The organism is Bradyrhizobium sp. SZCCHNR1043, assembly GCF_032489675.1.
Classification (GTDB): domain Bacteria; phylum Pseudomonadota; class Alphaproteobacteria; order Rhizobiales; family Xanthobacteraceae; genus Bradyrhizobium.
The window spans coordinates 286,425-308,957 of sequence record NZ_JAUEYN010000006.1; the positions used below are offsets into that span (position 1 = coordinate 286,425).

The window sequence follows — 22,533 nt, forward strand, 5'->3', positions numbered from 1 at the left end:
GGTCACATCATGTTCGACACGTCAGATCTCACCCGATTGATCTTCGGCCGGCTCACGCTGGAGTCGCTGCCGCTGCACGAGCCGATCATCATCGGCACCTTCGCGATGGTCGCGCTCGGCGGCATCGCGCTTTTCGGCGCCATCACCTATTTCCGGCTGTGGGGCTATCTCTGGAAGGAGTGGTTCACCACGGTCGACCACAAGCGCATCGGCATCATGTACATGGTCCTCGGCATCGTCATGCTGCTGCGCGGCTTCGCCGACGCGCTGATGATGCGCCTGCAGCAGGCGATCGCGTTCAACGGCTCCGAGGGCTACCTGAACTCGCACCATTATGATCAGGTGTTCACGGCGCACGGCGTGATCATGATCTTCTTCGTGGCGATGCCGCTGGTTACCGGTCTGATGAACTACGTCGTGCCGCTGCAGATCGGCGCCCGCGACGTGTCGTTCCCGTTCCTCAACAATTTCAGCTTCTGGATGACCACGTCGGGCGCCGTGCTGGTGATGTGCTCGCTGTTCGTGGGCGAGTTCGCGCGCACCGGCTGGCTGGCCTATCCGCCGCTGTCGAACCTCTCCTACAGTCCGGATGTCGGCGTCGACTATTACATCTGGGCCCTGCAGGTCGCCGGCGTCGGCACGCTGCTGTCCGGCGTCAACCTGATCTGCACCATCGTCAAGATGCGTGCGCCCGGCATGACCATGATGAAGATGCCAGTCTTCACCTGGACCTCGCTGTGCACCAACGTGCTGATTGTCGCCTCCTTCCCGGTGCTGACGGCGGTGCTAGCGCTGCTGTCGCTCGACCGCTACGTCGGCACCAACTTCTTCACCAATGATTTCGGCGGCGACCCAATGATGTACGTCAACCTCATCTGGATCTGGGGCCATCCGGAGGTCTACATCCTCATCCTGCCGGCTTTCGGCATCTTCTCCGAGGTGACCTCGACCTTCTCGGGCAAGCGCCTGTTCGGCTACACCTCGATGGTCTACGCCACGGTCGTGATCACGATCCTGTCGTACCTCGTCTGGCTGCACCATTTCTTCACGATGGGCTCCGGCGCCAGCGTGAACTCCTTCTTCGGCATCACCACGATGATCATCTCGATCCCGACGGGCGCGAAGATGTTCAACTGGCTGTTCACGATGTATCGCGGCCGCATCCGCTTCGAGCTGCCGATGATGTGGACGGTCGCCTTCATGCTGACCTTCGTGATCGGCGGCATGACCGGCGTGCTGCTCGCGGTGCCGCCGGCCGACTTCGTGCTCCACAACAGCCTGTTCCTGGTCGCGCATTTCCACAACGTGATCATCGGCGGCGTGCTGTTCGGCCTGTTCGCCGGCATCGCCTACTGGTTCCCGAAGGCGTTCGGCTTCAGGCTCGATCCATTCTGGGGCAAGCTGTCGTTCTGGTTCTGGACGGTGGGCTTCTACTTCGCCTTCATGCCGCTCTACGTGCTCGGCCTGATGGGCGTGACCCGTCGGCTGCGCACCTTCGACGATCCGAGCCTGCAGATCTGGTTCGTCGTCGCCGGCATCGGTGCATTCCTGATCCTGCTGGGCATCGCGAGCTTCCTGATCCAGATTGCGGTCAGCATCCTCCGCCGCGAGCAGCTCGCCGACGTCTCCGGCGATCCCTGGAATGCGCGCACCCTGGAGTGGGCGACGTCGTCGCCGCCGCCGGCCTACAACTTCGCCTTCACGCCTGTGGTCCACGACAATGACGCCTGGTGGGACATGAAGCGCCGCGGCTACACGCGTCCGCTCGCCGGCTTCAAGGCGATCCACATGCCGAGCAACACCGGCACCGGCGTGATTCTGGCGGGGTTGAGCACCACCATGGCGTTCGGCCTGATCTGGTACATGTGGTGGATGGCGGCCGGAAGTTTCCTGGCGCTGCTCGCGGTCGCGATCGGCCACACCTTCAACTATCACCGCAGCTTCCACATCGCGGCCGATGAGGTCATAAGCGTCGAGCGCGCGCGCACCGAGCTGCTCGTGGCAGGAGCCAAGTCATGACCGTTGCGATGGGCACCCTGAAGGCCGGGGAACCGGTCTTCTATGTCGTCGACGAGCACGAGCATCCCGAAGGCAGCAGCACGATGCTCGGCTTCTGGATCTATCTGATGAGCGACTGTCTCATCTTTGCGATCCTGTTTGCCGTCTATGGCGTGCTCGGCGCCAAGTACGCCGCCGGGCCGGCGCCGAAGGATCTGTTCGACTTGTCGCTGGTCGCGGTCAACACCTCGTTCCTGCTGCTGTCGTCGCTCACCTATGGCTTCGCGATGCTGTCGATGCAGCGGAACCGCGTTGGCGCGATGCAGGCCTGGCTCGTGGTGACCGGGCTGTTCGGCCTCGCCTTCCTCGGCATCGAGCTGACCGAGTTCGCGCACATGATCCACGAGGGCGCGACGCCGCAGCGCAGCGCCTTCCTGTCTTCGTTCTTCACGCTGGTAGGAACTCACGGCCTGCATGTAACGTTCGGTCTGGTCTGGCTGGTCACCCTGATGGTGCAGGTCAGGACCCACGGCCTGATCGAGGCCAACCGCCGTCGGCTGGTCTGCCTCAGCATGTTCTGGCACTTCCTCGACGTGATCTGGATTGGTGTCTTCACCTTCGTCTATCTGATGGGGATGCTTCGATGAGCTCTGATGCACATGCGCACGGTTCGGCGGACGACCATGCCGGCACGCGCTCGGGCCAACTGATCGGCTTCGGCGCCTCCGTCGTCCTGACGGCGATTCCGTTTCTGCTGGTCATGAACGGTTCGCTCGACAAGCAGGCCACGGCGCTGATCATCATGGCGTTCGCGGCCGTGCAGGTCGTCGTCCACATGGTCTTCTTCCTGCACATGAACACCAAGGCCGAGGGTGGCTGGACCATGATGGCGCTGATCTTCACGATCATCATGGTGGTGATTGCGCTCAGCGGCTCGCTCTGGGTCATGCATCACCTGACCGCGAACATGATGCCGGTGCACGAGATGGGCCAGACGCCGTGATGTCAGCTCCTGCCAACGGGGCAGGGGAACGCGACGAGGCCGGCCGCCGGCGATCCGGCGCGCTGCGGCTCGCGATCGGTGCGGCGTGGCTTGCCTGCGTCGCGATGCTGCTGGCGCTGGGCGTCTGGCAGATCGAGCGGCGGGCCTGGAAGCTCGACCTGATCGATCGCGTCGAGCGCCGCGTTCATGCCGCGCCCGTGCCGGCGCCGAGCCCGGCGGATTGGCCGGCCATCGATCGCAGCGACGACGAGTACAAGCTGATAACGTTGAGCGGCCGCTTCCTCAACGACCGCGAGACGCTGGTCCAGGCGCTGACGGTCGAGGGCTCCGGCTATTGGGTGGTGACGCCGCTGCAGACCGCCGGCGGCACCGTGCTCGTCAATCGTGGCTTCGTGCCCGCGGATCGCCGTGCGCCGGCGAGCCGCAGCGCCGGGAACCCCGATGGCACGGTCGACGTGACCGGATTGCTGCGGATCTCCGAGCCGGGCGGCGGCTTCCTGCGCCACAACGATCCCGCGGGCAATCGCTGGTATTCACGTGACGTCGTGGCGATCGCGGCGGCGCGCGGTCTGTCCGACGTCGCACCGTTCTTCGTCGATGCCGATGCGACCCCGAATCCCGGCGGGCTTCCGATCGGGGGACTCACGGTGATCTCGTTTCCGAACAACCATCTGGTTTACGCGCTGACCTGGTTTACATTGGCCCTCATGCTGGCCGGCGCCGGGCTGCAGCGGCTCCGCCGCGGGCAGAGTGAGCGCGAGGCGCCGGCGGCGCAGGATGTGGAATGGGATCAGCGGCGGCAGGACATGGGTGGATGCGGGGCGGCGTCTTGAGGGATCGAAGCTCGCCGTTCTGTCGGCGGAGATCGGACGTGGCCTCATGAGAAGCGAGGCCCCTAATCTGCCGTTCGGAGCCGTGGCCGCGATCGCCACACCCGAGATCAACGCGCCGCTGCCGACGAAGGACGCGACCAACCGCAAGAACATGGTGCTGCTGATCCAGCTGCGCTGGATCGCCGTGGTCGGTCAGATCGTCACCATCGGCTTCGTGACCACCTGGTTCGGCATTGCGCTGCCGCTGCTGCCGATGGCGGCGATCATCTGCGCGCTGGTGGCGCTCAATATCGCAAGCCATATCTGGCTGCGCACGCATGACGACGTCGGCAATCGTCACCTGCTGATCGCCCTGATGCTCGACGTCGTGGCGTTGACATCGGAGCTCTATCTCACCGGCGGCGCGTCGAATCCGTTCACGTGCCTCTATCTGCTGCAGGTCACGCTGGGGGCCGTGCTGCTCGATGCGCGCTCGTCCTGGTCGCTGGTCGCGCTGACGGTGCTCAGCTTCATCTGGCTCACCATCGAGTACCGTCCCCTGCAACTGCCGCAGCATCACGTCAGCGATGCATTCACCCTGCACATCACCGGCATGTTCGTCGGCTTCGTGCTCGACGCCGTGCTGCTCGTCGTCTTCGTCACCCGCATCAACCGGAACCTGCGCGAGCGCGACGCCAAGCTTGCCGATCTGCGCCAGCACGCTGTCGAGCAGGATCACATCATCCGCATGGGCCTGCTCGCCTCAGGCGCCGCGCATGAGCTCGGCACGCCGCTGGCGTCGATCTCGGTGATCCTGAACGATTGGCACCGCATGACCGCGATCTCTGCCGATCCGGCGCTCGCGGAGGATTTCACGGAAATGGAAGCGGCGGTGCAGCGCTGCAAGTCGATCGTCACCGACATCCTGGTCTCGGCCGGTCAGGCGCGCGGCGAAGGCTCGGCGCCGACAACGTTGAAGGCGTTCCTGACGACGCTGGTCGCCGAATGGAGCGCGGTGCGCTCGGCGCGCAATCTGATGTTCCGCAACGAGTTCGGCTCGGACCCGGCGATCGTCTCCGACGTCGCGCTAAAGCAGGCGATCGTCAACGTGCTCGACAACGCGTTCGAAGTCTCGCGCGAGTGGGTGGAGTTCGTGGCCGAACGAAATGGTGATCAGCTGCTGCTCAGCGTCAGCGATCGCGGGCCGGGCTTTGATCCGGCGATGCTAGGTCAACTCGGACGTCCCTATCAGTCGAGCAAGGGCCGCCCGGGCCGCGGCCTCGGCCTTTTCCTGGTGGTCAACGTGATCCGCAAGCTGGGCGGCAGCGTTTCGGCCTGGAACCACCGGGGACGTGGGGCGACCGTGCGGCTGTCACTGCCGTTGTCGACGCTTGTCATTGGAGAGCGCGATGGCGAATGACCTGTCCCTCTTGATCGTCGAGGACGATGACGGTTTTGCGCGCACCCTGAAGCGCTCGTTCGAACGGCGCGGCTACGAGGCCGTCGTCGCCGGCTCGCTCGAGGACGTCGACGAGATCCTCAAAGAAAAGACGTTCGGCTATGCCGTCGTCGATCTCAAGCTCGGCGGCGCCTCAGGTCTCGTCTGCGTCGAGAAGCTGCATGCGCATGATCCGGAGATGCTGATCGTGGTGCTCACCGGCTTCGCGAGCATCGCGACGGCGGTGGAGGCGATCAAGCTCGGCGCCTGCCACTATCTGGCCAAGCCGTCCAACACCGACGACATCGAGGAGGCGTTCCGCAAGGCGCAGGGCAATGCGCAAGTGGCGCTGGCCGAGCGCTCCACCTCGATCAAGACGCTGGAATGGGAGCGCATCCACCAGACCCTGATCGAGACCGACTTCAACATCTCCGAAGCTGCAAGACGGCTCGGCATGCATCGCCGGACGCTCGCGCGCAAGCTGGAGAAACGCCCGGTGAAGTAGATCGATCCGGTTGTTGTCCGGAGGAGTAGAGCTCATTCTTTCCGACCTACTCCCTTGCCAGCGCCGTTGCCGGATCGAGCCGCGAGGCGCTGCGGGCGGGCATGTAGCCGAAGCCGATGCCGATCGCCATCGACGTGACGGCGGCGCCGACCATTGCAAGCGGCGAATAGATCAGCTGGAAGCCGACGTCGAGCGCGTTGAAGACCGTGCCGAAGCCGACCGCGAGCGCAAGGCCCAGCGCGCCGCCGAGCAGGCAGACCAGCACGGCCTCGATCAGGAACTGCATCAGGATGTCGCTGCGCCGCGCGCCGACCGCCATGCGCACGCCGATCTCGCCGACGCGCTCGGACACCGACACAAGCATGATGTTCATGACGCCGATGCCGCCGACCAGCAACGAGATCACGGCGATGGCTGCCACCAGCAGAGTCAGCACCTGCGTCGTGCTCTCGACGGTCTTGCGGATGTCGTCGGTGTTGAGCACGAAGAAGTCCTTGGCGTTGTGCCGCGCCGTCAGCAGCGCCGTCGCGGCGCGCTCGGCCGCGGCCATCGGCGTCGCCTCGTCGACGCGGACGCTGATGCTGCGCAGCACCTGGTTGCCGAGGAAGCGCGCCTGCACGGTGGTGTAGGGCAGGTAGACGATCGGCGTGGAGCTGGAGCCGAAGCCGGCCTGCTGCTGCTTGGTGATGCCGACGACGCGGCAGGGCACCTTGCCGATCAGGACCACGCTGCCCAGCGGACTGACGTCGGGATCGGGAAACAACGCCTTGCGCGCATTGTCGTCGATCACGGCATCCTGGGCGTAGGAGCGCACGGTATCGGCATCGAGATAGCTGCCTTCGGCGAGCTCGGTGTTCTTGACCCGGAAATACTGCTCGCCGACGCCGGAGATCTGGGCGCTGACCTCGATCGCGCCGAACCGCAACGTGCTGGTGGTCGAGACCGTCGGCGAGATGGCGTCGACATAGGGCTGTTGCGCCATGACCTTGGCATCGGCGAGCACCAGCGTCCTGATCTTGCTGGAGCGCGTATCGCCGAAATCCTTGCCGGGAAAGAATTCCAGCGTGTTGGTGCCGAGCCGGTTGATGTCCTTCAGCACCTTGGCCTGCGAGCCTTTGCCGAGCGCCAGCACCAGGACGACCGAGGCAACGCCGATGATGATGCCGAGCATGGTGAGGAACGCGCGCATCCGGTGCGCATTCATGGCGAGCAGCGCCATCCGCGCGGCCTCGCGGAAACGGTCGAGCTGGCTGCGCCACCACGACGCCGCCGCGGCGGTATGGTCTTCGGTCGCTGCGGCTGGCGCGGGTTCCGAAGTCCGCGGATTGAGCCGGTCGGAAATGACGCGGCCGTCCTCGATCTCGATGATGCGCCGGGCGCGCTGCGCGACGCTCGGATCGTGGGTGACGATGATGACGGTGCGCCCGGAGGCGCTGATCTCGTCGAGGATGCGCAGCACCTCCTCGCCGCTGGCGCGGTCGAGGGCGCCGGTCGGCTCGTCGGCCAGGATCACGTCGGGATCGTTGACCAGCGCGCGGGCGATCGAGACCCGCTGCTGCTGGCCGCCCGAGAGCTGACCCGGCTTGTGGTCGGTGCGGCTGCCCATGCCGAGCCGCTGCAGCAGCGCCGCCGCCTTCCGGCGCCGCGCATTGGGGCCGAGCCCGGAATAGACGGCCGGGACCTCGGCATTCTCAGCGGCCGTGAGTTCGCCCAGCAGATGGTAGCGCTGGAAGATGAAGCCGAAATGCTCGCGCCGCAACGCCGCCAGCTCGTCCGGATCGAGCGAGCCCATCTCGCGGCCGGCGATCCGGTAGCTGCCGGATGTCGGGCGGTCGAGGCAACCCAGAATGTTCATCAGCGTCGACTTGCCGGAGCCCGACTGGCCGATGATGGCGACCATCTCGCCGCGCGCGATCTGGATGTCGACACCGCGCAAGGCATGGACGGTACTCTCGCCGGAGGCGTAGCACCGCCCGACGTTCTGCAGATCGATCAGCACCTCCGCCATCACGGACCTCCGGAGGAGGCCGGCGGCGGCATCACGGTTCGCTTCGGCCCCTCGTCGGGCGTCGAGATGACGACCCGCTCGCCCTCGCGCAGGCCGGACTGCACCTCGGCCCGGATCTTGTTGTTGAGGCCGATGTGAGTGGTGCGCTTCTCCAGTGTTCCTGCGCCGGTCAGCACGCGCACCGTGTAGCTGCCGTCGGGATTGGCGTTGCCAAGCGCGGACGACGGAATGGTCGGGACCTTGCGGGCCTCGCCGAGAAGGATGTGGACCTCGGCCGTCATGTAGGTCATCAGCCGCCCGTCCGGATTGGCGATGTCGAACACGCCGTTGTAGTAGATCGCCGACGACGTGGTGGACGAGGACGAGCTGCTGCTCGACGTGGTCGTCGTGCTCGACGAGAAGCTCGAATCGCTCTTGATCGATTCGGGCGCCGGCTCGATCGATCCGAGCGTGCCCTCGTAGCGATGATCGGGCTCGCCCAGCACGGTGAAATAGACGTTCTGTCCGGGCCGGACCTTGACCACGTCGGCCTCGGAGATCTCCACCCGCACGGTCATCGTCTCGACCTGGCCGAGCACGACGATGGTCGGTGCCGACTGCACCGCATTCACGGTCTGGCCCTGCTGGGTGACGATCGACAGCACGGTGCCGTCGATCGGAGCCGTGATCTTCGTGTAGCCGAGATTGACGCGCGCGGTCTCGATCGCCACCTCGGCCTCGACGATCTGCGCGTCGAGCTGCGCGATCTGGGCCTGGGTCTGCTTCGCGGTCGCCTCGGCGCTGTCGTAGTCGGCGCGCGACGACGCCTTCTGCGCCAGCGTAACCTGCTGCCGCGCCAGGTTCGCCTCGGCCAGCGCCAGGGTGGCGACCTTCTCGTCACGCTGCGCCCGCACGCTCCGCAGGCTCGCCTCGTTGGTGCGCAGCGTGTTCTGTTGCGTCAGCGAGTCGATCTCGGCGATGAGGTCGCCGGCCTTCACTTTCTGGCCGAGCTTGACGTTGAGCGCGACGAGGCGCCCCGAGGCCTGGGCACCGACCGCAACGAGCTTGACCGGCTTCAGCGTGCCGGTGGCGAGCACGGTCTGCTCGATGTCGCCGGTCGTGACGGGTGCGGTGACGAGATTGGCGTTGGGATTGCTGGTCAGCCTCATGACCAGCACGATCGCGGCGGCCAGAACGACGAGCGCTCCCACGATCAGCAGCGGCCAGCGGCGCGGCCGCTTGGGCTTCGGTCCCGGCGCGTGGCCGTCATCGACCGCGACCGCTCGGGGCATCTGGGATAGGGGTGCGTTCATCGGATCATTTCGGAAATACGTTTTGGAATTCAGGACGTGGGCTATTTGGGGTCGACGGACTGCGCGAGATGCGGCCCGGTGCCGCTGTCGACGACCTCGGGCCGCGAGCTGTCGATCGCGCCGGTCCAACCGCCGCCCAAAGCCTTGGCCAGTGCGACGTAGTTTTTCGCCAAGGTCGCGCGGCTGGCGAGCAAATTGTCCTCGGCCGTGAATTGCGAGCGCTCGGCGTCGAGCACGTCGAGGAAAGTGCTGGACCCCGTCTGATAGAGCGAGCGCGACAGCCGTGCAGCCTCGCCATAGCGTCGCGCCGACTCCGTCAGGCTGCGGATGCGGATGCGTTCCTGGGCGAGATTGACGATGGCGTTCTCGACGTCCTCGAGCGCGCTCAACACGGCGCTCTGCCAGGCGACGTGGTACTCGTCGCGCTGCGCCTCGGCGATCTCCACCGCCGCCTGCAGCTTGCCGCCGTTGAAGATCGGCACCGACACGCTGGGGCCGATCGACCAGCCGATGGTCGAGCTCCTGCCGAGATCGCCGAGCTTCAGCGCGCTGGTCGAGACCGAGCCGCTGAGGCTGACATCCGGATACAGCGCAGCCGTCGCTTGTCCGATCTTCGCGGTGAACTGTGCGAGCTGCCGCTCGGCCTTGCGGACGTCCGGCCGCATCACCAGCACGTCGGCCGGGATGCCCTTCGGCAACGGCAGGCGTGGCGCCGGGATCGCCGCAGTGCGCGACAGGCGCAGGCTCAGTGCGGCCGGGTCGCGGCCGAGCAGCACGCCGAGCCGGTGCACGGCCTGCTGATAGCTGCTCTCATAGGTCGGGATGGTGGCTTCGGTGCTGGCGGCGAGCGCGGAGGCCTTGGCGGTGTCGACGGCCGACGCCGAGCCGGCATTCTGCTTGCGCTCGGTCAGCGCCGCGGTCTCGCGCTGCGAGGCAGCCGTGCGCCGCGCCAGCGCCGCCCGCGCCTGGTAGGCGCGCGCATCGATGTAGTTGGAGGCGACGTCGCCGACCAGCGTCAGCAATGTCGCGCGGAGATCGTCCTCCGCGGCGTCGACGCCGTAGGTCGCCGCCTCGACCGCGCGGCGGTTGGCGCCGAACAGATCGAGCTCCCAGCTCGAATCGAAGCCAGCCTGGTACTGGCTGTAGGTGGTAGGAGCGATCGCGATGCCGCTCGTCGAGCTGCCGGCGCTGCGGGTCTCCGTCGCCATGCCGGTGGCGCTCACTGTGGGAAACAGTGCGCCGATGGCCTGGCGCTGCGTCGCCCGCGCCTCGCGGATGCGCGCCTTGGCGGCGGCGACGTCGAGATTGCCGCTGACGGCGTCTGCGATCAGCTGATCGAGCATCATATCACCGAGGCTGCGCCACCAATGTGCGAGCTTCAGCGCTTGCGTGGGCTTGTTACGGTCGCTGCTCCAGCTCTGGGGCATGCCGAAATCCGGCTTTACGTAGTCGGGCCCGACGGCGCAGCCGGCGAGCAGCGGTGTGGCCAGGCAGAGTGCGAGCAGGAGAGGCTTCACGGTGGCTGAGACGATCGCGGTTCGGAAGAGGGCCGCGCCGGCTGAAGAGCCATGCCGCAGGACTTCCCTGTTGATGCTTGTCTGATGCGTAAAGCCTAGGCGTGATACCAATTTCGCAGGATTAAGTCGCGTGAAGAAATGTTTCCGCCTTAACAATACAGCTTACTTTTGCCACGATCGGAGCTCGCTTCGGGCTGTTCTTTTGGACTCAAATCGACCATGTTCCGCGCATGATGTCGTCACACAATACCGCCGTGGCCGCAGACGCAAACATACCGGCAGCTGCGCGCATTCTCTGCGTCGAAGATGACCGGGAGATTGCGGCGCTGCTCACCGAGCTGTTGCAGGAGCACGGCTTCGCGCCGCGCTTCGTGTCCTCCGCGGCCGCGATGAACGACCTCCTGCAGCGCGAGCAGGTCGACCTCATCATGCTCGACGTGATGCTGCCGGACGATGACGGCATGAGCATCTGTCGCCGCCTTCGCCAGATCTCGACCGTGCCGATCATCATGGTGACGGCGAAGGGCGAGGACATCGATCGCATCCTCGGTCTCGAGCTCGGCGCCGACGACTACGTCGTCAAGCCGTTCAATCCGCGCGAGCTGGTGGCGCGGATCCGCGCGCTGCTGCGCCGCTCGCAATTGCATCCCGCCGTGATCGCGGCGCGGCAGGCACCGATGACTTTCGACGGCTGGCGCATCGAGCCGGCGACGCGCACGCTGTTCGATCCCGACCGAGTCAAGATCACGCTGACGAGCGCCGAGTTCGGCATTCTCCTGGCGTTCTGCCGCAACGCCGGCCGGGTGCTGTCGCGCGAGCAACTGATCGAGCTGGCGCATGGCGGGCAGGCCGGGCCGGTCGAGCGCAGCATCGACGTTCACATCAGCCGCATCCGCCAGAAGATCGAGCCCGGCGCCAGGAGCTGGACCCTGATCAAGACGGTGCGCCTCGGCGGCTACGTCTTCACGCCAAGAGTCGAGACCATCGATGACGCCTGATAGCAAGCCGTGCCCGCGCCTCGGCCTCACCACGCAGATCGTGACGCTGGCGTCGCTGTCGGTGCTGTTCGGCATGGTCGTGATGATCGCGGCGGCGCTGCTGTTCCTCGATCCGCCCGACGAGCAGGAATCGCCGGCCTACGGCATCGCGCGCGTGGCCGAGGCGGTGCACTTCGTCCGCGCCGCGAACGACCCCGTGGCCGTCGACAGCAGCCTGTCGAGCCTGCGCAGCTCCGGCATCCAGGTCGAGCTCGTGCCGCTGACCTCGCTCACGCTGCTCGCCAAGCCGGTCAGCGACGTGCCATGGACCTCGCGGCTGGCCCGCCGTCAGCTCAGCGTGCTGCGTGACGTCACCTTGCTCCACGGCGTCGGCTATGGCGCGTCGCCGCCGACCCAGATCATCGTCCAGGTCGACGGCGAGCGTGCGCTGGTGTTCGACGACGTGCCGCGCCTCGAATTCTGGTCGATGGTGCTGAAGCCGACGGCGGTGTTCCTGTTCCTCATCCTGATCCTGGGCGTGCTGCTGTCGATCTACGCGGCGCGGGCGATCATCCGGCCGCTGTCGGAGATGGCGCGCGCGGCGGCGGCGTTCGGCCGCTCGCCGGGAGCGCAGGAGCCGCTGAGCCGGCGCGGGCCCCGGGAGATCGCCCAGGTCGCCGAGGCGCTGAACGAGATGCAGGCGCGCATCCGCGCGCTGCTCGACGACCGCACGCGCATGCTGGCCGCGATCAGCCACGATCTGCGCACGCCGCTGACGCGGCTGCGGCTGCGCTCGGAGCGCATCGCTCAGGTCGAGATGCGCAGCGCGATGCTGCGCGACATCGACCAGGTCAGCCGCATGCTCGACGAGACGCTGGACTATCTGCGCGACGACACCAAGGCCGAGCAGCCGGCGCGGATCGAGCTGTCGAGCCTCTTGGAGACGATCTGCTGCGACTTCGCCGATGTCGGCCACGCCGTGACCTTCGATGGACCGTCGCGGCTGGTCTGCGAGGGCCGGGCGCGGGCGCTGTCGCGCGCCGTCACCAACGTGGTTGAGAACGCGGTCAAGCACGGCAGCGAGGTCGTGGTCAGCCTGTCGACCCTGGCCGACGGCATGATCGCGATCGAGGTCGCCGACGACGGTCCGGGCATTCCTCAGGCGCTGCAGGCGCGCGCGCTGGAGCCGTTCGTCAAGCTCGACCAGGCCCGCTCCGCCGGCGGCTTCGGCCTCGGGCTGTCGATCGCGCAGGAGATCATGAAGAAGCATGACGGCGGTATCGCGCTGATGCCCAACGCCCCGCGCGGTCTGCGGGTGCGGCTGTCGCTGCCGCTGCGCATCGCGATGCCCGCGGCGATCCCCGCCAAGGTGGCGTAGCACACGCCACGAGAAGGAAGCCCCGCCGGTGCTGATCCCGGCGGGGCCTTTGCGTTTGCCGACGTCGAGGGACGGCGATCAGCTCACGCGCTTCCAGGTCTGGCCGCCGCAGAACAGGCCGCCGAACGCGCAGCCCTGGACCCGCAACGTGTTCGGATTCTTGAGCACCACGGTGGAGTCGTAGTTGCCGCCGCCGTCCGGATCATGGATGCGGCCGACCCATTTGCTGTCCTTCGGCTTCATGTTGATCAGGATCTTCTCGCGCGTCTTCTCGGCAAAGCCGCAGATGTTGGCGCCGCACGGCTCGATCACGACGTTGCCCTTGCCGCCCTCGGTGGCCCACAGGCCGAGCGGCGAGTTCGGATCGGCTGCAGCCGGAGCCGGCTGAACGGCGGCAGGCGCCGCGGCGACGGTGACCGACGCGGGTGCCGGAGCAGGTTGGGGAGCAGGCGTGGTCGCAGCGACCGGTGCCGGCGGCACCGGCATCTGCCCCGTCCTGGATGGCGCGATGGAAGCGGGCGCTGCGGGGGCCGGCGCGGCCACGGCTGGCGCGGCGGCGACGGGCGCGGGCGCATTCACGACCGGCGCAGCGGGCGCCGCGGCGGCGGGAGCCGGAGCGCTGGCCGCAGGCGCGCTGCTCGCCGGCGCATCATCACCGAGCTTGGACGATGTCAGCCCGCTGAGGTCGATGCCCGACACCTGCAGGCAGGACAGCGACTGGCAGTTGCGCGGCACGGTGACGCGGATCTTGTGTCCGTCGAAATTGAACGCGATCGAGCTGCCGGCCTGCGCGGCGCTGCTCGCGATCAGAACGGCTGCTGCGGCCAGAAAGACGGTCTTCATGGATGAGCTCCCTCGGGACGGCGTCGTGAACCTGAGGGACCTGTTAAACGCGGGCGCCGGCGCGATCTGTGACAGAGATCACAGCCGACGGATGCGTGTCTGAAGACGACAACTCCGCGCGGGAAGGTGGGCGATGGCACGCCGCCGGCCGACAGCCGCCCGTCGATTGATCGAGATCGGATCTCAGCGATCAGATCATCCCGACGACGATGGCGCCGACGAATGCAAACACGATACACGTGACCACCATGCTCAGCCGATCGGCAGGGCTCATGGGACGGCTCCCGGTTTCGTATCTCTCGCGCACCTGACGTGCGCGTCGCTTCTGACGCAGGCGTTCCGCGGAGCGCGCGCCACACATATCCGATCGGCATCGGCAAAAAAGACAGCGCGGTTGTCGCTTCCCCGCAAATGGACTGCCTTTCACGTCACGATGGTTTGCGCGCCGTAAATGGACGGCATTGACAGGTCCTTAAGCAAATTGCCGCAAACCTCTGCATATGACGCGCGGAGTTCGTTTGTATCTCGTCGGCTCCATCGTCCTTGTCTCGCTTGCGGGTTGCGGCCGTGGATTCTTCCAGGAGCGCGAGCCGTGGCGGGCCGAGGCCGAGATCGCCTGCCTGAAATCGGGCGCGGTGAAGGAGAGCGCGGATATCGTCCGCATCAATCCGATCTCCGGCCCCGGCATGTGCGGCGCCGACTATCCGCTGAAGGTGGCAGCGCTCGGCGAAGCGACCACGAGCTATGGCTTCGCCGATGAAAGCCTGCGTCCACCGGCCGCGATCGGCGGCCAGCCGCGCTGGCCGATCAACCAGCCGCCGCAACGCTACACCCCGCCCGCGACCTATCAGCCGCAGGCCGCGCCGCAGCCGGCCTATCCCGCGTCGAGCGCGGCCTATCCGAATTCGGCATCGCCGTCCTATGGCGCTCCTCCCGGCGCGCCACTGCAGCTCGAGCCGCCGGTCGGCGAGGACGACGTCGATCAGCCGGCCGACGCGGCCTATTCGCCCTATCGCGGTCAGCCGGCCGCTCGCACCGCCTATCCGCCGCAGGAACCGCCGCCGCGGCTCGGACCGTCGCGCGATCCGGTCGGCACCGTCGGCCCGGTCGCGGTGAAGCCGACCGCGACGCTCGCCTGTCCGATCGTCTCGGCGCTCGACCGCTGGCTTGCGGAATCGGTGCAGCCGGCGGCCCAGCGCTGGTTCGGCACCAAGGTCGTCGAGATCAAGCAGATCTCGGCCTATTCCTGCCGCGGCATGAACGGCAATCCGAGCGCGCATATTTCCGAGCATGCCTTCGGCAACGCGCTCGACATCGCCGCCTTCACGCTCGCCGACGGCCGTCGCATCAGCGTCAAGGATGGCTGGATCGGCCTGCCGGAGGAGCAGGGCTTTCTGCGCGACATCCAGGGTGGCGCCTGCCAGCAGTTCACCACCGTGCTGGCGCCGGGCTCCAACGTCTATCACTACGACCACATCCATGTGGACCTGATGCGCCGCGCCAGCCGCCGCCTGATCTGCCAGCCGGCCGCGCAGTCCGGCGAGGCGGTGGCGGCGCGCGCGCAGCAGCGGCGCTATGGCTACGGCCAGCGCGAGCCCGACGTGACCAGCTCGATCCCGTCGCGCAAGCAGCCGCGCAGCATCGGCCAGCTGATCAACGAGGAAGACGAATTCCGGGACTATTGAGAAGCAATGGCGAATAGCGCGTCGCATCTCCCGGCCCGACCATCTCCTCACCCTTTGTCGTTCGCTTCGCGCTGTGCGCGGCTGTGGATTTCTTTCGCCGTCAGCCGCGCGTGAAGGCACTCTGTCCCGCCGCGAAACGGAAACGCCGATGTCACGCGCTGCGCATTAGGAGTCCGTTGACCAGTTTTGCCGTCCGCCATTGGCCGACACTAGACCTGCCACAGTCGCCAGGAACAAGGCGCGCGGGGTTCTGGTTGCTGCCGGATTGGGAGAGGCGGAGATGGTATCGTATCGCATCAAGGCGATTGGGGCGGGCTTCGAGGTCGGCACCGCCGAGCAGGCCGTGCTGGTCTGCCGTTCGCTGAAGATCGCCCGCCGCGCCGTCGCCGACGCGCAGCGCCTGGAGCGGATGCCGCCGAAGCCGATTCCCTGGCGCACGCCGCCGCAGAGTGAGACCTCCGCTGGCGGAGCGGACGATGCCGCGCGCAGCGAGGATACCGACATCGAGGTTCTCGTCGTGTCGGATGGCCCGCCTCTGTGCTGCTGACTAACCGGCGCGGAAGCGGCAGAACTGGAACTGCTGCGTCGAGTCCCATGGCGTGCGATGCGCCTCGGTGCAACTGTCCTCCAGCGTGAAAGCAGGACCCAGCGCTGCGGCCAGGCTGTGGGCGTCGTAGCGGACGACCGGCAGTCCGCTGCACCTCTCGGGACCATCGGGCGCGAACGTGCCGATGATGACGGCCCCACCGGGCACCACCGCCGCGCGCAGGCGGTCGACGTAGGCGGCGCGGTCCTCAGGCGCGGTGAGGAAATGGAAGGCGGCCCGGTCGTGCCAGACGTCGTAGCGCGCGTCCGGCGTCCAGGTGGTGACGTCGGAGGCGATCCACGTGACCCCGGCTGCCGCCGCGCCGAGCCTGCGGCGCGCCGTCGCCAGTGCCGCATCGGAGATGTCGAGCACGGCGAGCGCGCTGTAGCCGGCCGCGAGCAGCGCATCGACCAGCCGCGAGGCGCCGCCGCCGATATCGATGATCCGCGATGTCGGCGTCGCGCCGGCCTCGCGGATCAGCCGCAGCGAGGTCGCCGGATCGTCCTGGTACCAGCTGACCTCGGTCTCGGCCTTGGTGGTGTAGACGTTCTGCCAATGGGTGGTGCGGTCGGACATGGTTTCGGTCCCGAGGAGAGGCACACATTATAGCACGCGACGGCTCGAACTCTTGCCCAGGCGGTGGTGGGCTCCCCTCCTCCTTGCGGGGAGGGGTCGGGGGTGGGGGTCCCCACGCGCTGAACGAGGTGAGATCCCCACCATCTGTCGAGAACTCATGGGGTGCGTAACGCGACACGCAACGAAGCGTCGTGCCTGTCGGCGCGCTGGCTCTCATCAACGGCGGGACCCGTGAATACCAACCCCCAACCCCTCCCCGCAAGGGGAGGGGAGCGCACCGCCTGCGCGGCGATAGCGTGCCTTGAACGAGCTGCCAGAACGGTCATGCCGCTACGACGATCAAGTCCTCAAAACGTCCCCGCCACCGTCACCCGGAACGTCAGCGGCTCGATCGGGTGCAGCACGCGGTCCATCACGCCAGTCCGGCAGACCTGCGCCGGCACCGGCGTCGCGGGCGGCGACACATAGCAGTCCTTGTAGAGCTGGTCGGTCGGCAGCAGCGAGCCGTAACCGTAGGAGATCTGGCTGGCCTTGGTGTTGAGCAGGTTCAGCACGTCGAGCTGGATGCGCCAGCCATTGGCGTCGCGGAAGCCGATGCGGCCGTTGAACACGCTGGTCGCGGTCGAGCGGAAATAGTTGTCCTCGGTCAGTGGCGTCGATCCGAGATAGCGCCAGCGCAGGCCGCCGAACCAGCCGGTCTTCTCGCCCAGCGTGATGCCGGCCGAGGCGATCATCGACGGCGCGTTGGGGATGTAGTTGCCCGGTGCATTGCCAAGCTGTGCCTGGGGGTAGCCGGCGAGCGAGGTGTAGACCGCCGCCTGGTCGGTGTTGTCGCCGACGAAACGCGCATGCGTCATCGCCAGATCGGCATCGATGTCGATCCACGACGCCGGCCGGTAATGGTTGGTCAGCTCGAAGCCGTAGCGCCGGCTCGGCCGGCTCGCCTCGGTGTCGCCGGCATCGCCGGAGAACAGGATCTCGGAATCCTGGTTGAGCATGAACACGCTCAGCGACGAGTCGAGTCCCGGAATGATGCGCGTGCGCACGCCGACCTCGGCGCCCTTGGTGCGGACGAGAAGCGGCGAGGAGGCGAGCTTGTTGGTCGGATCGGCCGGATCCTCGGTGGTGGTCGCGCCGCGGGCATCGTTGCTGTGCATGCCATAGCCGGCGCCGACGAAGAACTCGGTCTTGTTGAACGGCCCGATCGCCATCCTGAATTTCGGGCTGCCGAGGCTGGCTGCGGCGTCGCCGGTGTTGTTGCCATTCGTCAGCGAATACACGTGGGTCTGATAATAGTCGCCGCGATAGCCGACCGTGGTGCGCAGCCAGTCGGTCCAGCGCACGGTGTTCTCGACGTAGATCCCGACGCTGCCTTCGCCGACCTTGTCCGCGCGGACGACGCCGGTGCTGTTGGCATCGATGTCGGAGAGCAGCACCCGCTGACGGGTGTTGGTCAACGCCAGCGCGATGTCGTCGTAGCGCGTCTGGATGCCGACGGTCGTCTCCATCGGCTGGCCGGCAAAGCTGCCGTTCAAGGTGCGCGACGCGTTGGCGCCGAGCATCAGCCGGTCGTCATGCTGGTGGAACTGGTCGCCATTGACCGGGTCGCGCAGCGCATAGGTGAAGTTGTTGTAAAGATCGAGCTGGCTCTTCACCACATAGGCGTTGGCCTTCCACGAGCCGGCATCGTCCGACCCGGCGACGCGGCCAGACAGCGCGAAGCGGTTGGTCTTGCCGCCGTCGGTCGGATCGACCGCATCGTAGCGGCCGAGATATCCCGAGGTGATGGCGCGCTCCGGCACCTGGTCGGTCGAGGTCCAGCGGTTCGCATAGGCCATGCCGGTGATCGAGAAGCCGTCGGTCGCGGTGCCCTGCGAATACCGCATCAGGCCGTTCAGCTTGTTGGCATCGTCGGGCGTGGTCCAGGGACCGTCATAGCGGCCGGCCTCGCCGGCGATCAGCAGATGGCCGTCGCCGACATGCACCGAGTCCATGCCGAAGAAGCGGCGATAGCCGAAGCTGCCCGCCGTCATCTGCGCGATCGCCTTCGGCACGCTGTCGACCAGCCCGATATGCACGCTGCCGGCCGAGGCGAAGTCGCCCTCGTCGGCGAAGTAGGGCCCCTTGCGCACGTCGACCCGGCCGATCGTCTCCGGCATCAGCCAGTTGAGATCGGCATAGCCCTGGCCATGGGCATGGGTGCGCATGTTGACCGGCACATCGTCGACGAAGAGCGCGAGATCGGTGCCGTGGTCGAGATTGTAGCCGCGCAGGAAATACTGGTTGGCTTTGCCCTCGCCCGAGTGCTGCGTGACGATCAGGCCGGGCACCGCTTCGAGCACCTCGCCGGGCCGCGTGGCCGGGCGGGCGTTGATCTCCTCGCCGGAGATCACGACCTCGCTCGCCATGCCCTGCGGCTGCGCCGGGCCGGAGCCGACATTGGGCGCGCCGGACGGTGCAGCCGCGGCCGTGGCGGCCGAGATCACATTCGCAGCCGCACCGGCCGCGCCCGGCTTCGGCCGCTGCGCCGCGCGCCGGACCTGCGGCTTCGGCTTGGCCGTGCGTCGGGGGGCATCCACGTCGACCGTCGGCAACTCGGCAGGGGCCCGTTCCGGATGGGCGTGTGCCTGCTGCGCCAATGCCGCCATCAGCACGCCAACACTCGCCCCACGCCACCGCATCGTCACGCCCCTAGAGCTCGCCACAGGGCATGCATCGTCAACTGCCGCGCGCCTTCGTTGGCCCGCGTCATGCTCGCTTGGATCGCCCTACTGTCGAATGTTAAAGAACGCTAAGGTGACACCGGTATGATGTCAACGTGAATACATCATACTCATGCGGTGGATAGGCGCTTGCCGCGCAGCTCAGGGAGACGGGACATGCAGCGCCTGACGATCACGATCGACGACGATCTGCTCGCCGAGGTCGACGCCTTCATGGCCCGGCGCGGCTACGACAATCGTTCGGAGGCGTTTCGCGATCTGCTGCGCAGCGGCTTAGAGACGGCTGACGCCGGCGCCAGCGACAGCCGCCACTGCATCGCGACGCTCAGCTACGTCTACGACCATGCCGCGCGCGAACTGCCGAAGCGACTCACCCAGGAGGCGCACGACCATTCCGGCCTCGCCCAGGCGACCCTGCACGTCCACATCGACCAGGAGAGCTGCCTCGAGGTCACCGTGCTCAAGGGCGAGCGCCGCGAGGTCAAGGCCTTCGCCGACCACGTCATCGCCGAACGCGGCGTCCGCCACGGCCACGTCGCGATGATGCCGATCGATCCGGCGCACGATCATGAGCACGCGCACAGCCATTCGCATTCTCACAGCCACAGCCATTCGCATTCCCACACCACGAAGAGCGGGAAGAAGTAGAAGCGGCTCGGCAAGGACAGTAGGGTGGGCAAAGGCGCGCCCCCAATCCTGCTGATCACACTCGATGCATCACGCGCCGTGCCCACCGCGGCGCATCGGCTGAGAATGGTGGGCACGGCGCCGTTGCATCGTCACCCGCGGCTGCGGCGGAGCAAGGCGTCCTTGCGCCGACGTGTCCCCAAGCCGATCAGGCGGAGGCAATCGAGAGTCTTGGCGCGGCCCCTGGATCGCGTCGCTTCGCTCGCGATGACGCCGTGCTACTGCGGTCGCGCGCCCTAGAATGCCGTCGCTCGTGCCGGTGATGACAATGGTACGAGATGCCGCAGGTACTTTGGCAGCGGCGGGGAAGGTTTAATCCTGAAACGCGTCAACTGGTGCATTCACGACAGCAGATATTCCGTCGCTGTTGCGCCCAGAATCCCATTTTGTCCCGAAGCGGACATTGTTCATCGTGGGCTTATCGAACGAAACGCAATCCATCTAGCCGCCGACGATCGTTCGAGCCAAACCTTCATACGCTCGCTTACCCAATGGAGCGTATGCTCACGAGCGATGTCCGTGCCCGGATGTCGATCTGCGCGGAAGGAATGTGTGCCCTGGACCTGCAATTCGGGCGTAGGCCGGACGGCGAGAGCCCACAACCGAGGCATCTGCGCCAGAAGAGTGGGTTCGTGGGAGCATCCCAAAATGTAGTCCTCTGGTTCGCCTGTCTCGGGATACGACATCGGCTCATTGGTATCCGTGCTCCAAGTCTGCCAATCGAGGCGGACGACTTTCCCATACTGAGTCTGCTCGAAGTCAAAGCCAGTCAACTGGCTGCGTTCAAGGTCACGTCGAAATTCGTCGGTGACGATGATGAAGCCGAATGGCTGGGTCATCGGCGGCACATATGGGCCAGTGCGCAAGATGCGGATGATCGGCGGTCCGACGCACTCGGTCGCTTCAACGAGGCCGTTCAAAAGAATATCGCCGTAGTCACCCCAGGGAGATCTGACGGATTCCATAGCGAAGAACTTTGACATGGTAGGCCCAGGATGCGCGGCTGCCGAGCTTCGATTGCCCCAATCCGCAACCGCTTGCAAGGTCGGCTCGCGCCCCTTCTCGGACGCTAGGCTTCTTCCGCGGATACGGCGCCGTGGTATCGTCGCCCGCTGCTGCAGCGGTCGCGCGCGGTTAAAGCCGGCTGCGCGCAGAATCCGATTTCGTTTGCCCGATCAAGCTGATTTGCCCTGTCCAGTCCCTCGCGCAAAAATTTTCATCTTCCATTTTTCCGAATTTCATGGTTGTCTACCGCCATCCCGCCTCGATCGAAGAGGGACGTTTCGCGGTCGTCACGAGCGTTGGAGGCGGGGAGTGGTGGCCTGTCGGCGCGCAGCGCGCTGGAATCGCGAGCGGACGAACGCGACCGGCAGGACGATGAAGTCGTATGGTCCTGGCGCCCCGATGCTGGCGTCAAGTTCGCAGCAGATGCTCGCGCATCTGCGCGGGCGACGGTGGCTACAAGCCCGGACACCGGGGAGATTACGTATAAATCGTAAGCCCATCGCGCGGGGAGGGCCGGGTGTGTTCGGCCAGACCTGTGGTACCTGCCGCCTGCATTTTTTTGAGCAGGCGGGCCACGGGCGCGGCCAGCGCCCGGCCTTCCCTGCACCCTCCGATCGATCCGAGGGTGATCCGAACGCAAAGCTCGGGCGTCACCAGCCGCGAGAAGGAGAGCGCATGTCTTATGCTGGCATATCTCGGGCTGACATGTCTTGCGCCGATATCTGTTGTGCCGACATCGCCGCGCGCATCGCTGCGGTCAGCGGCGTCTCAACTCTTGATGCCGTAGGTCGCGAGGAACATGCGGACGGCGCTCGCCACCACTTTGTGTACCTCGTCGGGCGAGGGGGCGGGGGCTCCCTGAAAGATGAAGGGCAGGAACAGCGTGGCCTGGCACATCAGCTGGAATTGCGATGCGGCGAGGTGGCAGTCGTCGATGGCGAGCTCCCCGGCATCGACGCGCGCCTGCAGATAGGCGGCGAGCCGGCCGATCGTGCCCTCGATGACGCAATCATAGTAGCGCCGCCCCACCTCCGGCATGCGTTCGGCAATCGCCATCACGGTGCGGATCGCCGATCCGCCGCCGGGGCGGCAGACGACCGCGATCCAGGCGGTGCCGAATTCGTACAGCACGGTTGCGGCGTCGCGGGCGGGATCGAAGCTGAAGTTCGAGGCGCCCCGATGCACGGTCTCCTCCGCGACGATCGCCTCGAACAGGCGGAATTTGTCGGCGAAGTAGACGTAGAGGGTACCCTTGGAGACGCCGGCCACGCGCGCGATCTCGCCCATGCTGGCGCCGTCGAAGCCCATGTCCATGAACACCTTGCGGGCGCCTTCGAGGATTTGCCGGCGCTTCGAGGAATCGTCGTCCGACGTCGCTTGGGTGGTATTGTGGTCCGCCTCAATCATTGGTTTAGGCTGTTCCCGAAGATTTGGCCGGCGCCAACGTCACCAAGGCATCCGCGCGGATATGTTGCGATAGCGAAGATGTATATTGACCGA

General features: G+C 66.4%; 19 protein-coding genes. 11 read left to right on the plus strand and 8 right to left on the minus strand.

Annotation, left to right across the window (positions count from 1 at the left end; genetic code table 11):
• Nucleotides 1-9 precede the first annotated feature (9 nt).
• Genes cyoB through QX039_RS13000 form a run of 6 tightly spaced genes read left to right on the plus strand, consistent with a single transcriptional unit; the run spans nucleotide 10 to nucleotide 5,756 of the window.
• A complete protein-coding gene (cyoB, locus tag QX039_RS12975; RefSeq protein WP_315736741.1) occupies nucleotides 10-2,019 on the plus strand; it encodes a cytochrome o ubiquinol oxidase subunit I in 2,010 nt (669 codons plus the stop codon).
• The gene (gene cyoC, locus QX039_RS12980) at nucleotides 2,016-2,645 is read left to right on the plus strand and encodes a cytochrome o ubiquinol oxidase subunit III (RefSeq protein WP_315736742.1); all 630 of its coding nucleotides are present in this window, start codon (nucleotides 2,016-2,018) and stop codon (nucleotides 2,643-2,645) included. The genes cyoB and cyoC overlap by 4 nt, the downstream gene beginning before the upstream one ends.
• On the plus strand, nucleotides 2,642-3,001 hold the full coding sequence (cyoD, locus tag QX039_RS12985) for a cytochrome o ubiquinol oxidase subunit IV (RefSeq protein ID WP_315736743.1): 360 nt from the start codon (nucleotides 2,642-2,644) through the stop codon (nucleotides 2,999-3,001). Before cyoC ends, cyoD begins: the two co-directional genes overlap by 4 nt.
• Nucleotides 3,001-3,834, plus strand: a complete 834-nt coding sequence (locus QX039_RS12990) for an SURF1 family protein (RefSeq protein ID WP_315736744.1) — start codon at nucleotides 3,001-3,003, stop codon at nucleotides 3,832-3,834. Before cyoD ends, QX039_RS12990 begins: the two co-directional genes overlap by 1 nt.
• A gap of 46 nt (nucleotides 3,835-3,880) precedes the next feature.
• The gene (locus QX039_RS12995) at nucleotides 3,881-5,233 is read left to right on the plus strand and encodes an ATP-binding protein (RefSeq protein ID WP_315736745.1); all 1,353 of its coding nucleotides are present in this window, start codon (nucleotides 3,881-3,883) and stop codon (nucleotides 5,231-5,233) included.
• Nucleotides 5,223-5,756: a response regulator transcription factor gene (locus QX039_RS13000; RefSeq protein ID WP_315713466.1), complete on the plus strand. Its 534-nt coding sequence runs from the start codon at nucleotides 5,223-5,225 to the stop codon at nucleotides 5,754-5,756. The genes QX039_RS12995 and QX039_RS13000 overlap by 11 nt, the downstream gene beginning before the upstream one ends.
• Nucleotides 5,757-5,802: 46 nt before the next feature.
• Here the strand turns inward: QX039_RS13000 and QX039_RS13005 are convergent, their stop codons facing one another.
• From QX039_RS13005 to QX039_RS13015, 3 genes are read right to left on the minus strand one after another with little or no spacing between them, the layout of a single operon-like run.
• Nucleotides 5,803-7,764 (minus strand): MacB family efflux pump subunit, encoded by a 1,962-nt coding sequence (locus tag QX039_RS13005; RefSeq protein WP_315736747.1) that lies wholly within the window; start codon nucleotides 7,762-7,764, stop codon nucleotides 5,803-5,805.
• Nucleotides 7,764-9,056, minus strand: coding sequence for an efflux RND transporter periplasmic adaptor subunit (locus QX039_RS13010; RefSeq protein WP_315736748.1), 1,293 nt, complete (start codon nucleotides 9,054-9,056; stop codon nucleotides 7,764-7,766). The genes QX039_RS13005 and QX039_RS13010 overlap by 1 nt, the downstream gene beginning before the upstream one ends.
• 41 nt (nucleotides 9,057-9,097) lie before the next feature.
• Nucleotides 9,098-10,573, minus strand: coding sequence for an efflux transporter outer membrane subunit (locus tag QX039_RS13015; RefSeq protein WP_315736749.1), 1,476 nt, complete (start codon nucleotides 10,571-10,573; stop codon nucleotides 9,098-9,100).
• Nucleotides 10,574-10,803: 230 nt separating this feature from the next.
• Between QX039_RS13015 and QX039_RS13020 the strand changes: the two genes are divergently transcribed.
• Both QX039_RS13020 and QX039_RS13025 read left to right on the plus strand, forming a co-directional pair.
• Nucleotides 10,804-11,571 (plus strand): response regulator, encoded by a 768-nt coding sequence (locus tag QX039_RS13020; protein WP_315771364.1) that lies wholly within the window; start codon nucleotides 10,804-10,806, stop codon nucleotides 11,569-11,571.
• Entirely contained in the window at nucleotides 11,561-12,928 is a 1,368-nt protein-coding gene (locus QX039_RS13025; protein WP_315771366.1) for an ATP-binding protein, read from the plus strand. The genes QX039_RS13020 and QX039_RS13025 overlap by 11 nt, the downstream gene beginning before the upstream one ends.
• A 78-nt stretch (nucleotides 12,929-13,006) precedes the next feature.
• On the opposite strand, the gene QX039_RS13030 is transcribed toward QX039_RS13025, so the two are convergent.
• The gene (locus tag QX039_RS13030; protein ID WP_315771369.1) at nucleotides 13,007-13,771 is read right to left on the minus strand and encodes a DUF2147 domain-containing protein; all 765 of its coding nucleotides are present in this window, start codon (nucleotides 13,769-13,771) and stop codon (nucleotides 13,007-13,009) included.
• A 500-nt stretch (nucleotides 13,772-14,271) separates the two neighbouring features.
• Here QX039_RS13030 and QX039_RS13035 point away from each other — a divergent pair, with 500 nt between their 5' ends.
• Both QX039_RS13035 and QX039_RS13040 read left to right on the plus strand, forming a co-directional pair.
• A complete protein-coding gene (locus tag QX039_RS13035) occupies nucleotides 14,272-15,456 on the plus strand; it encodes an extensin family protein (RefSeq protein ID WP_315771371.1) in 1,185 nt (394 codons plus the stop codon).
• Nucleotides 15,457-15,736: 280 nt separating this feature from the next.
• The gene (locus tag QX039_RS13040; RefSeq protein WP_315736755.1) at nucleotides 15,737-16,003 is read left to right on the plus strand and encodes a hypothetical protein; all 267 of its coding nucleotides are present in this window, start codon (nucleotides 15,737-15,739) and stop codon (nucleotides 16,001-16,003) included.
• Here the strand turns inward: QX039_RS13040 and QX039_RS13045 are convergent, their stop codons facing one another.
• A complete protein-coding gene (locus QX039_RS13045; RefSeq protein ID WP_315736756.1) occupies nucleotides 16,004-16,618 on the minus strand; it encodes a class I SAM-dependent methyltransferase in 615 nt (204 codons plus the stop codon).
• Between the two features lie 347 nt (nucleotides 16,619-16,965).
• Nucleotides 16,966-19,299 (minus strand): TonB-dependent receptor, encoded by a 2,334-nt coding sequence (locus tag QX039_RS13050; protein WP_315771373.1) that lies wholly within the window; start codon nucleotides 19,297-19,299, stop codon nucleotides 16,966-16,968.
• Between the two features lie 198 nt (nucleotides 19,300-19,497).
• On the opposite strand from QX039_RS13050, the gene nikR reads away from it, so the two are divergent.
• Entirely contained in the window at nucleotides 19,498-19,989 is a 492-nt protein-coding gene (gene nikR, locus QX039_RS13055) for a nickel-responsive transcriptional regulator NikR (RefSeq protein ID WP_315771375.1), read from the plus strand.
• Nucleotides 19,990-20,435: 446 nt separating this feature from the next.
• Here the strand turns inward: nikR and QX039_RS13060 are convergent, their stop codons facing one another.
• Both QX039_RS13060 and QX039_RS13065 read right to left on the minus strand, forming a co-directional pair.
• Entirely contained in the window at nucleotides 20,436-21,011 is a 576-nt protein-coding gene (locus QX039_RS13060) for a hypothetical protein (RefSeq protein WP_315736760.1), read from the minus strand.
• Nucleotides 21,012-21,801: 790 nt separating this feature from the next.
• Complete coding sequence (locus QX039_RS13065; protein ID WP_315771377.1) at nucleotides 21,802-22,440, minus strand: TetR/AcrR family transcriptional regulator; 639 nt, start codon at nucleotides 22,438-22,440, stop codon at nucleotides 21,802-21,804.
• Nucleotides 22,441-22,533 lie beyond the last annotated feature (93 nt).

Excerpts from the sequence above, each read along its gene's own strand:
- QX039_RS13000 (WP_315713466.1), top strand. The coding sequence starts at position 5,223 with ATGGCGAATGACCTGTCCCTCTTGATCGTCGAGGACGATGACGGTTTT.
- QX039_RS13060 (WP_315736760.1), bottom strand. The coding sequence starts at position 21,011 with ATGTCAAAGTTCTTCGCTATGGAATCCGTCAGATCTCCCTGGGGTGAC.
- cyoC (WP_315736742.1), top strand. The coding sequence starts at position 2,016 with ATGACCGTTGCGATGGGCACCCTGAAGGCCGGGGAACCGGTCTTCTAT.
- nikR (WP_315771375.1), top strand. The coding sequence starts at position 19,498 with ATGCAGCGCCTGACGATCACGATCGACGACGATCTGCTCGCCGAGGTC.
- QX039_RS13050 (WP_315771373.1), bottom strand. The coding sequence starts at position 19,299 with ATGCGGTGGCGTGGGGCGAGTGTTGGCGTGCTGATGGCGGCATTGGCG.
- QX039_RS13005 (WP_315736747.1), bottom strand. The coding sequence starts at position 7,764 with ATGGCGGAGGTGCTGATCGATCTGCAGAACGTCGGGCGGTGCTACGCC.
- cyoD (WP_315736743.1), top strand. The coding sequence starts at position 2,642 with ATGAGCTCTGATGCACATGCGCACGGTTCGGCGGACGACCATGCCGGC.
- QX039_RS12990 (WP_315736744.1), top strand. The coding sequence starts at position 3,001 with ATGTCAGCTCCTGCCAACGGGGCAGGGGAACGCGACGAGGCCGGCCGC.
- QX039_RS13030 (WP_315771369.1), bottom strand. The coding sequence starts at position 13,771 with ATGAAGACCGTCTTTCTGGCCGCAGCAGCCGTTCTGATCGCGAGCAGC.
- QX039_RS13010 (WP_315736748.1), bottom strand. The coding sequence starts at position 9,056 with ATGAACGCACCCCTATCCCAGATGCCCCGAGCGGTCGCGGTCGATGAC.
- QX039_RS12995 (WP_315736745.1), top strand. The coding sequence starts at position 3,881 with ATGAGAAGCGAGGCCCCTAATCTGCCGTTCGGAGCCGTGGCCGCGATC.
- QX039_RS13040 (WP_315736755.1), top strand. The coding sequence starts at position 15,737 with ATGGTATCGTATCGCATCAAGGCGATTGGGGCGGGCTTCGAGGTCGGC.
- QX039_RS13035 (WP_315771371.1), top strand. The coding sequence starts at position 14,272 with ATGACGCGCGGAGTTCGTTTGTATCTCGTCGGCTCCATCGTCCTTGTC.
- QX039_RS13025 (WP_315771366.1), top strand. The coding sequence starts at position 11,561 with ATGACGCCTGATAGCAAGCCGTGCCCGCGCCTCGGCCTCACCACGCAG.
- QX039_RS13020 (WP_315771364.1), top strand. The coding sequence starts at position 10,804 with ATGATGTCGTCACACAATACCGCCGTGGCCGCAGACGCAAACATACCG.
- cyoB (WP_315736741.1), top strand. The coding sequence starts at position 10 with ATGTTCGACACGTCAGATCTCACCCGATTGATCTTCGGCCGGCTCACG.
- QX039_RS13065 (WP_315771377.1), bottom strand. The coding sequence starts at position 22,440 with ATGATTGAGGCGGACCACAATACCACCCAAGCGACGTCGGACGACGAT.
- QX039_RS13045 (WP_315736756.1), bottom strand. The coding sequence starts at position 16,618 with ATGTCCGACCGCACCACCCATTGGCAGAACGTCTACACCACCAAGGCC.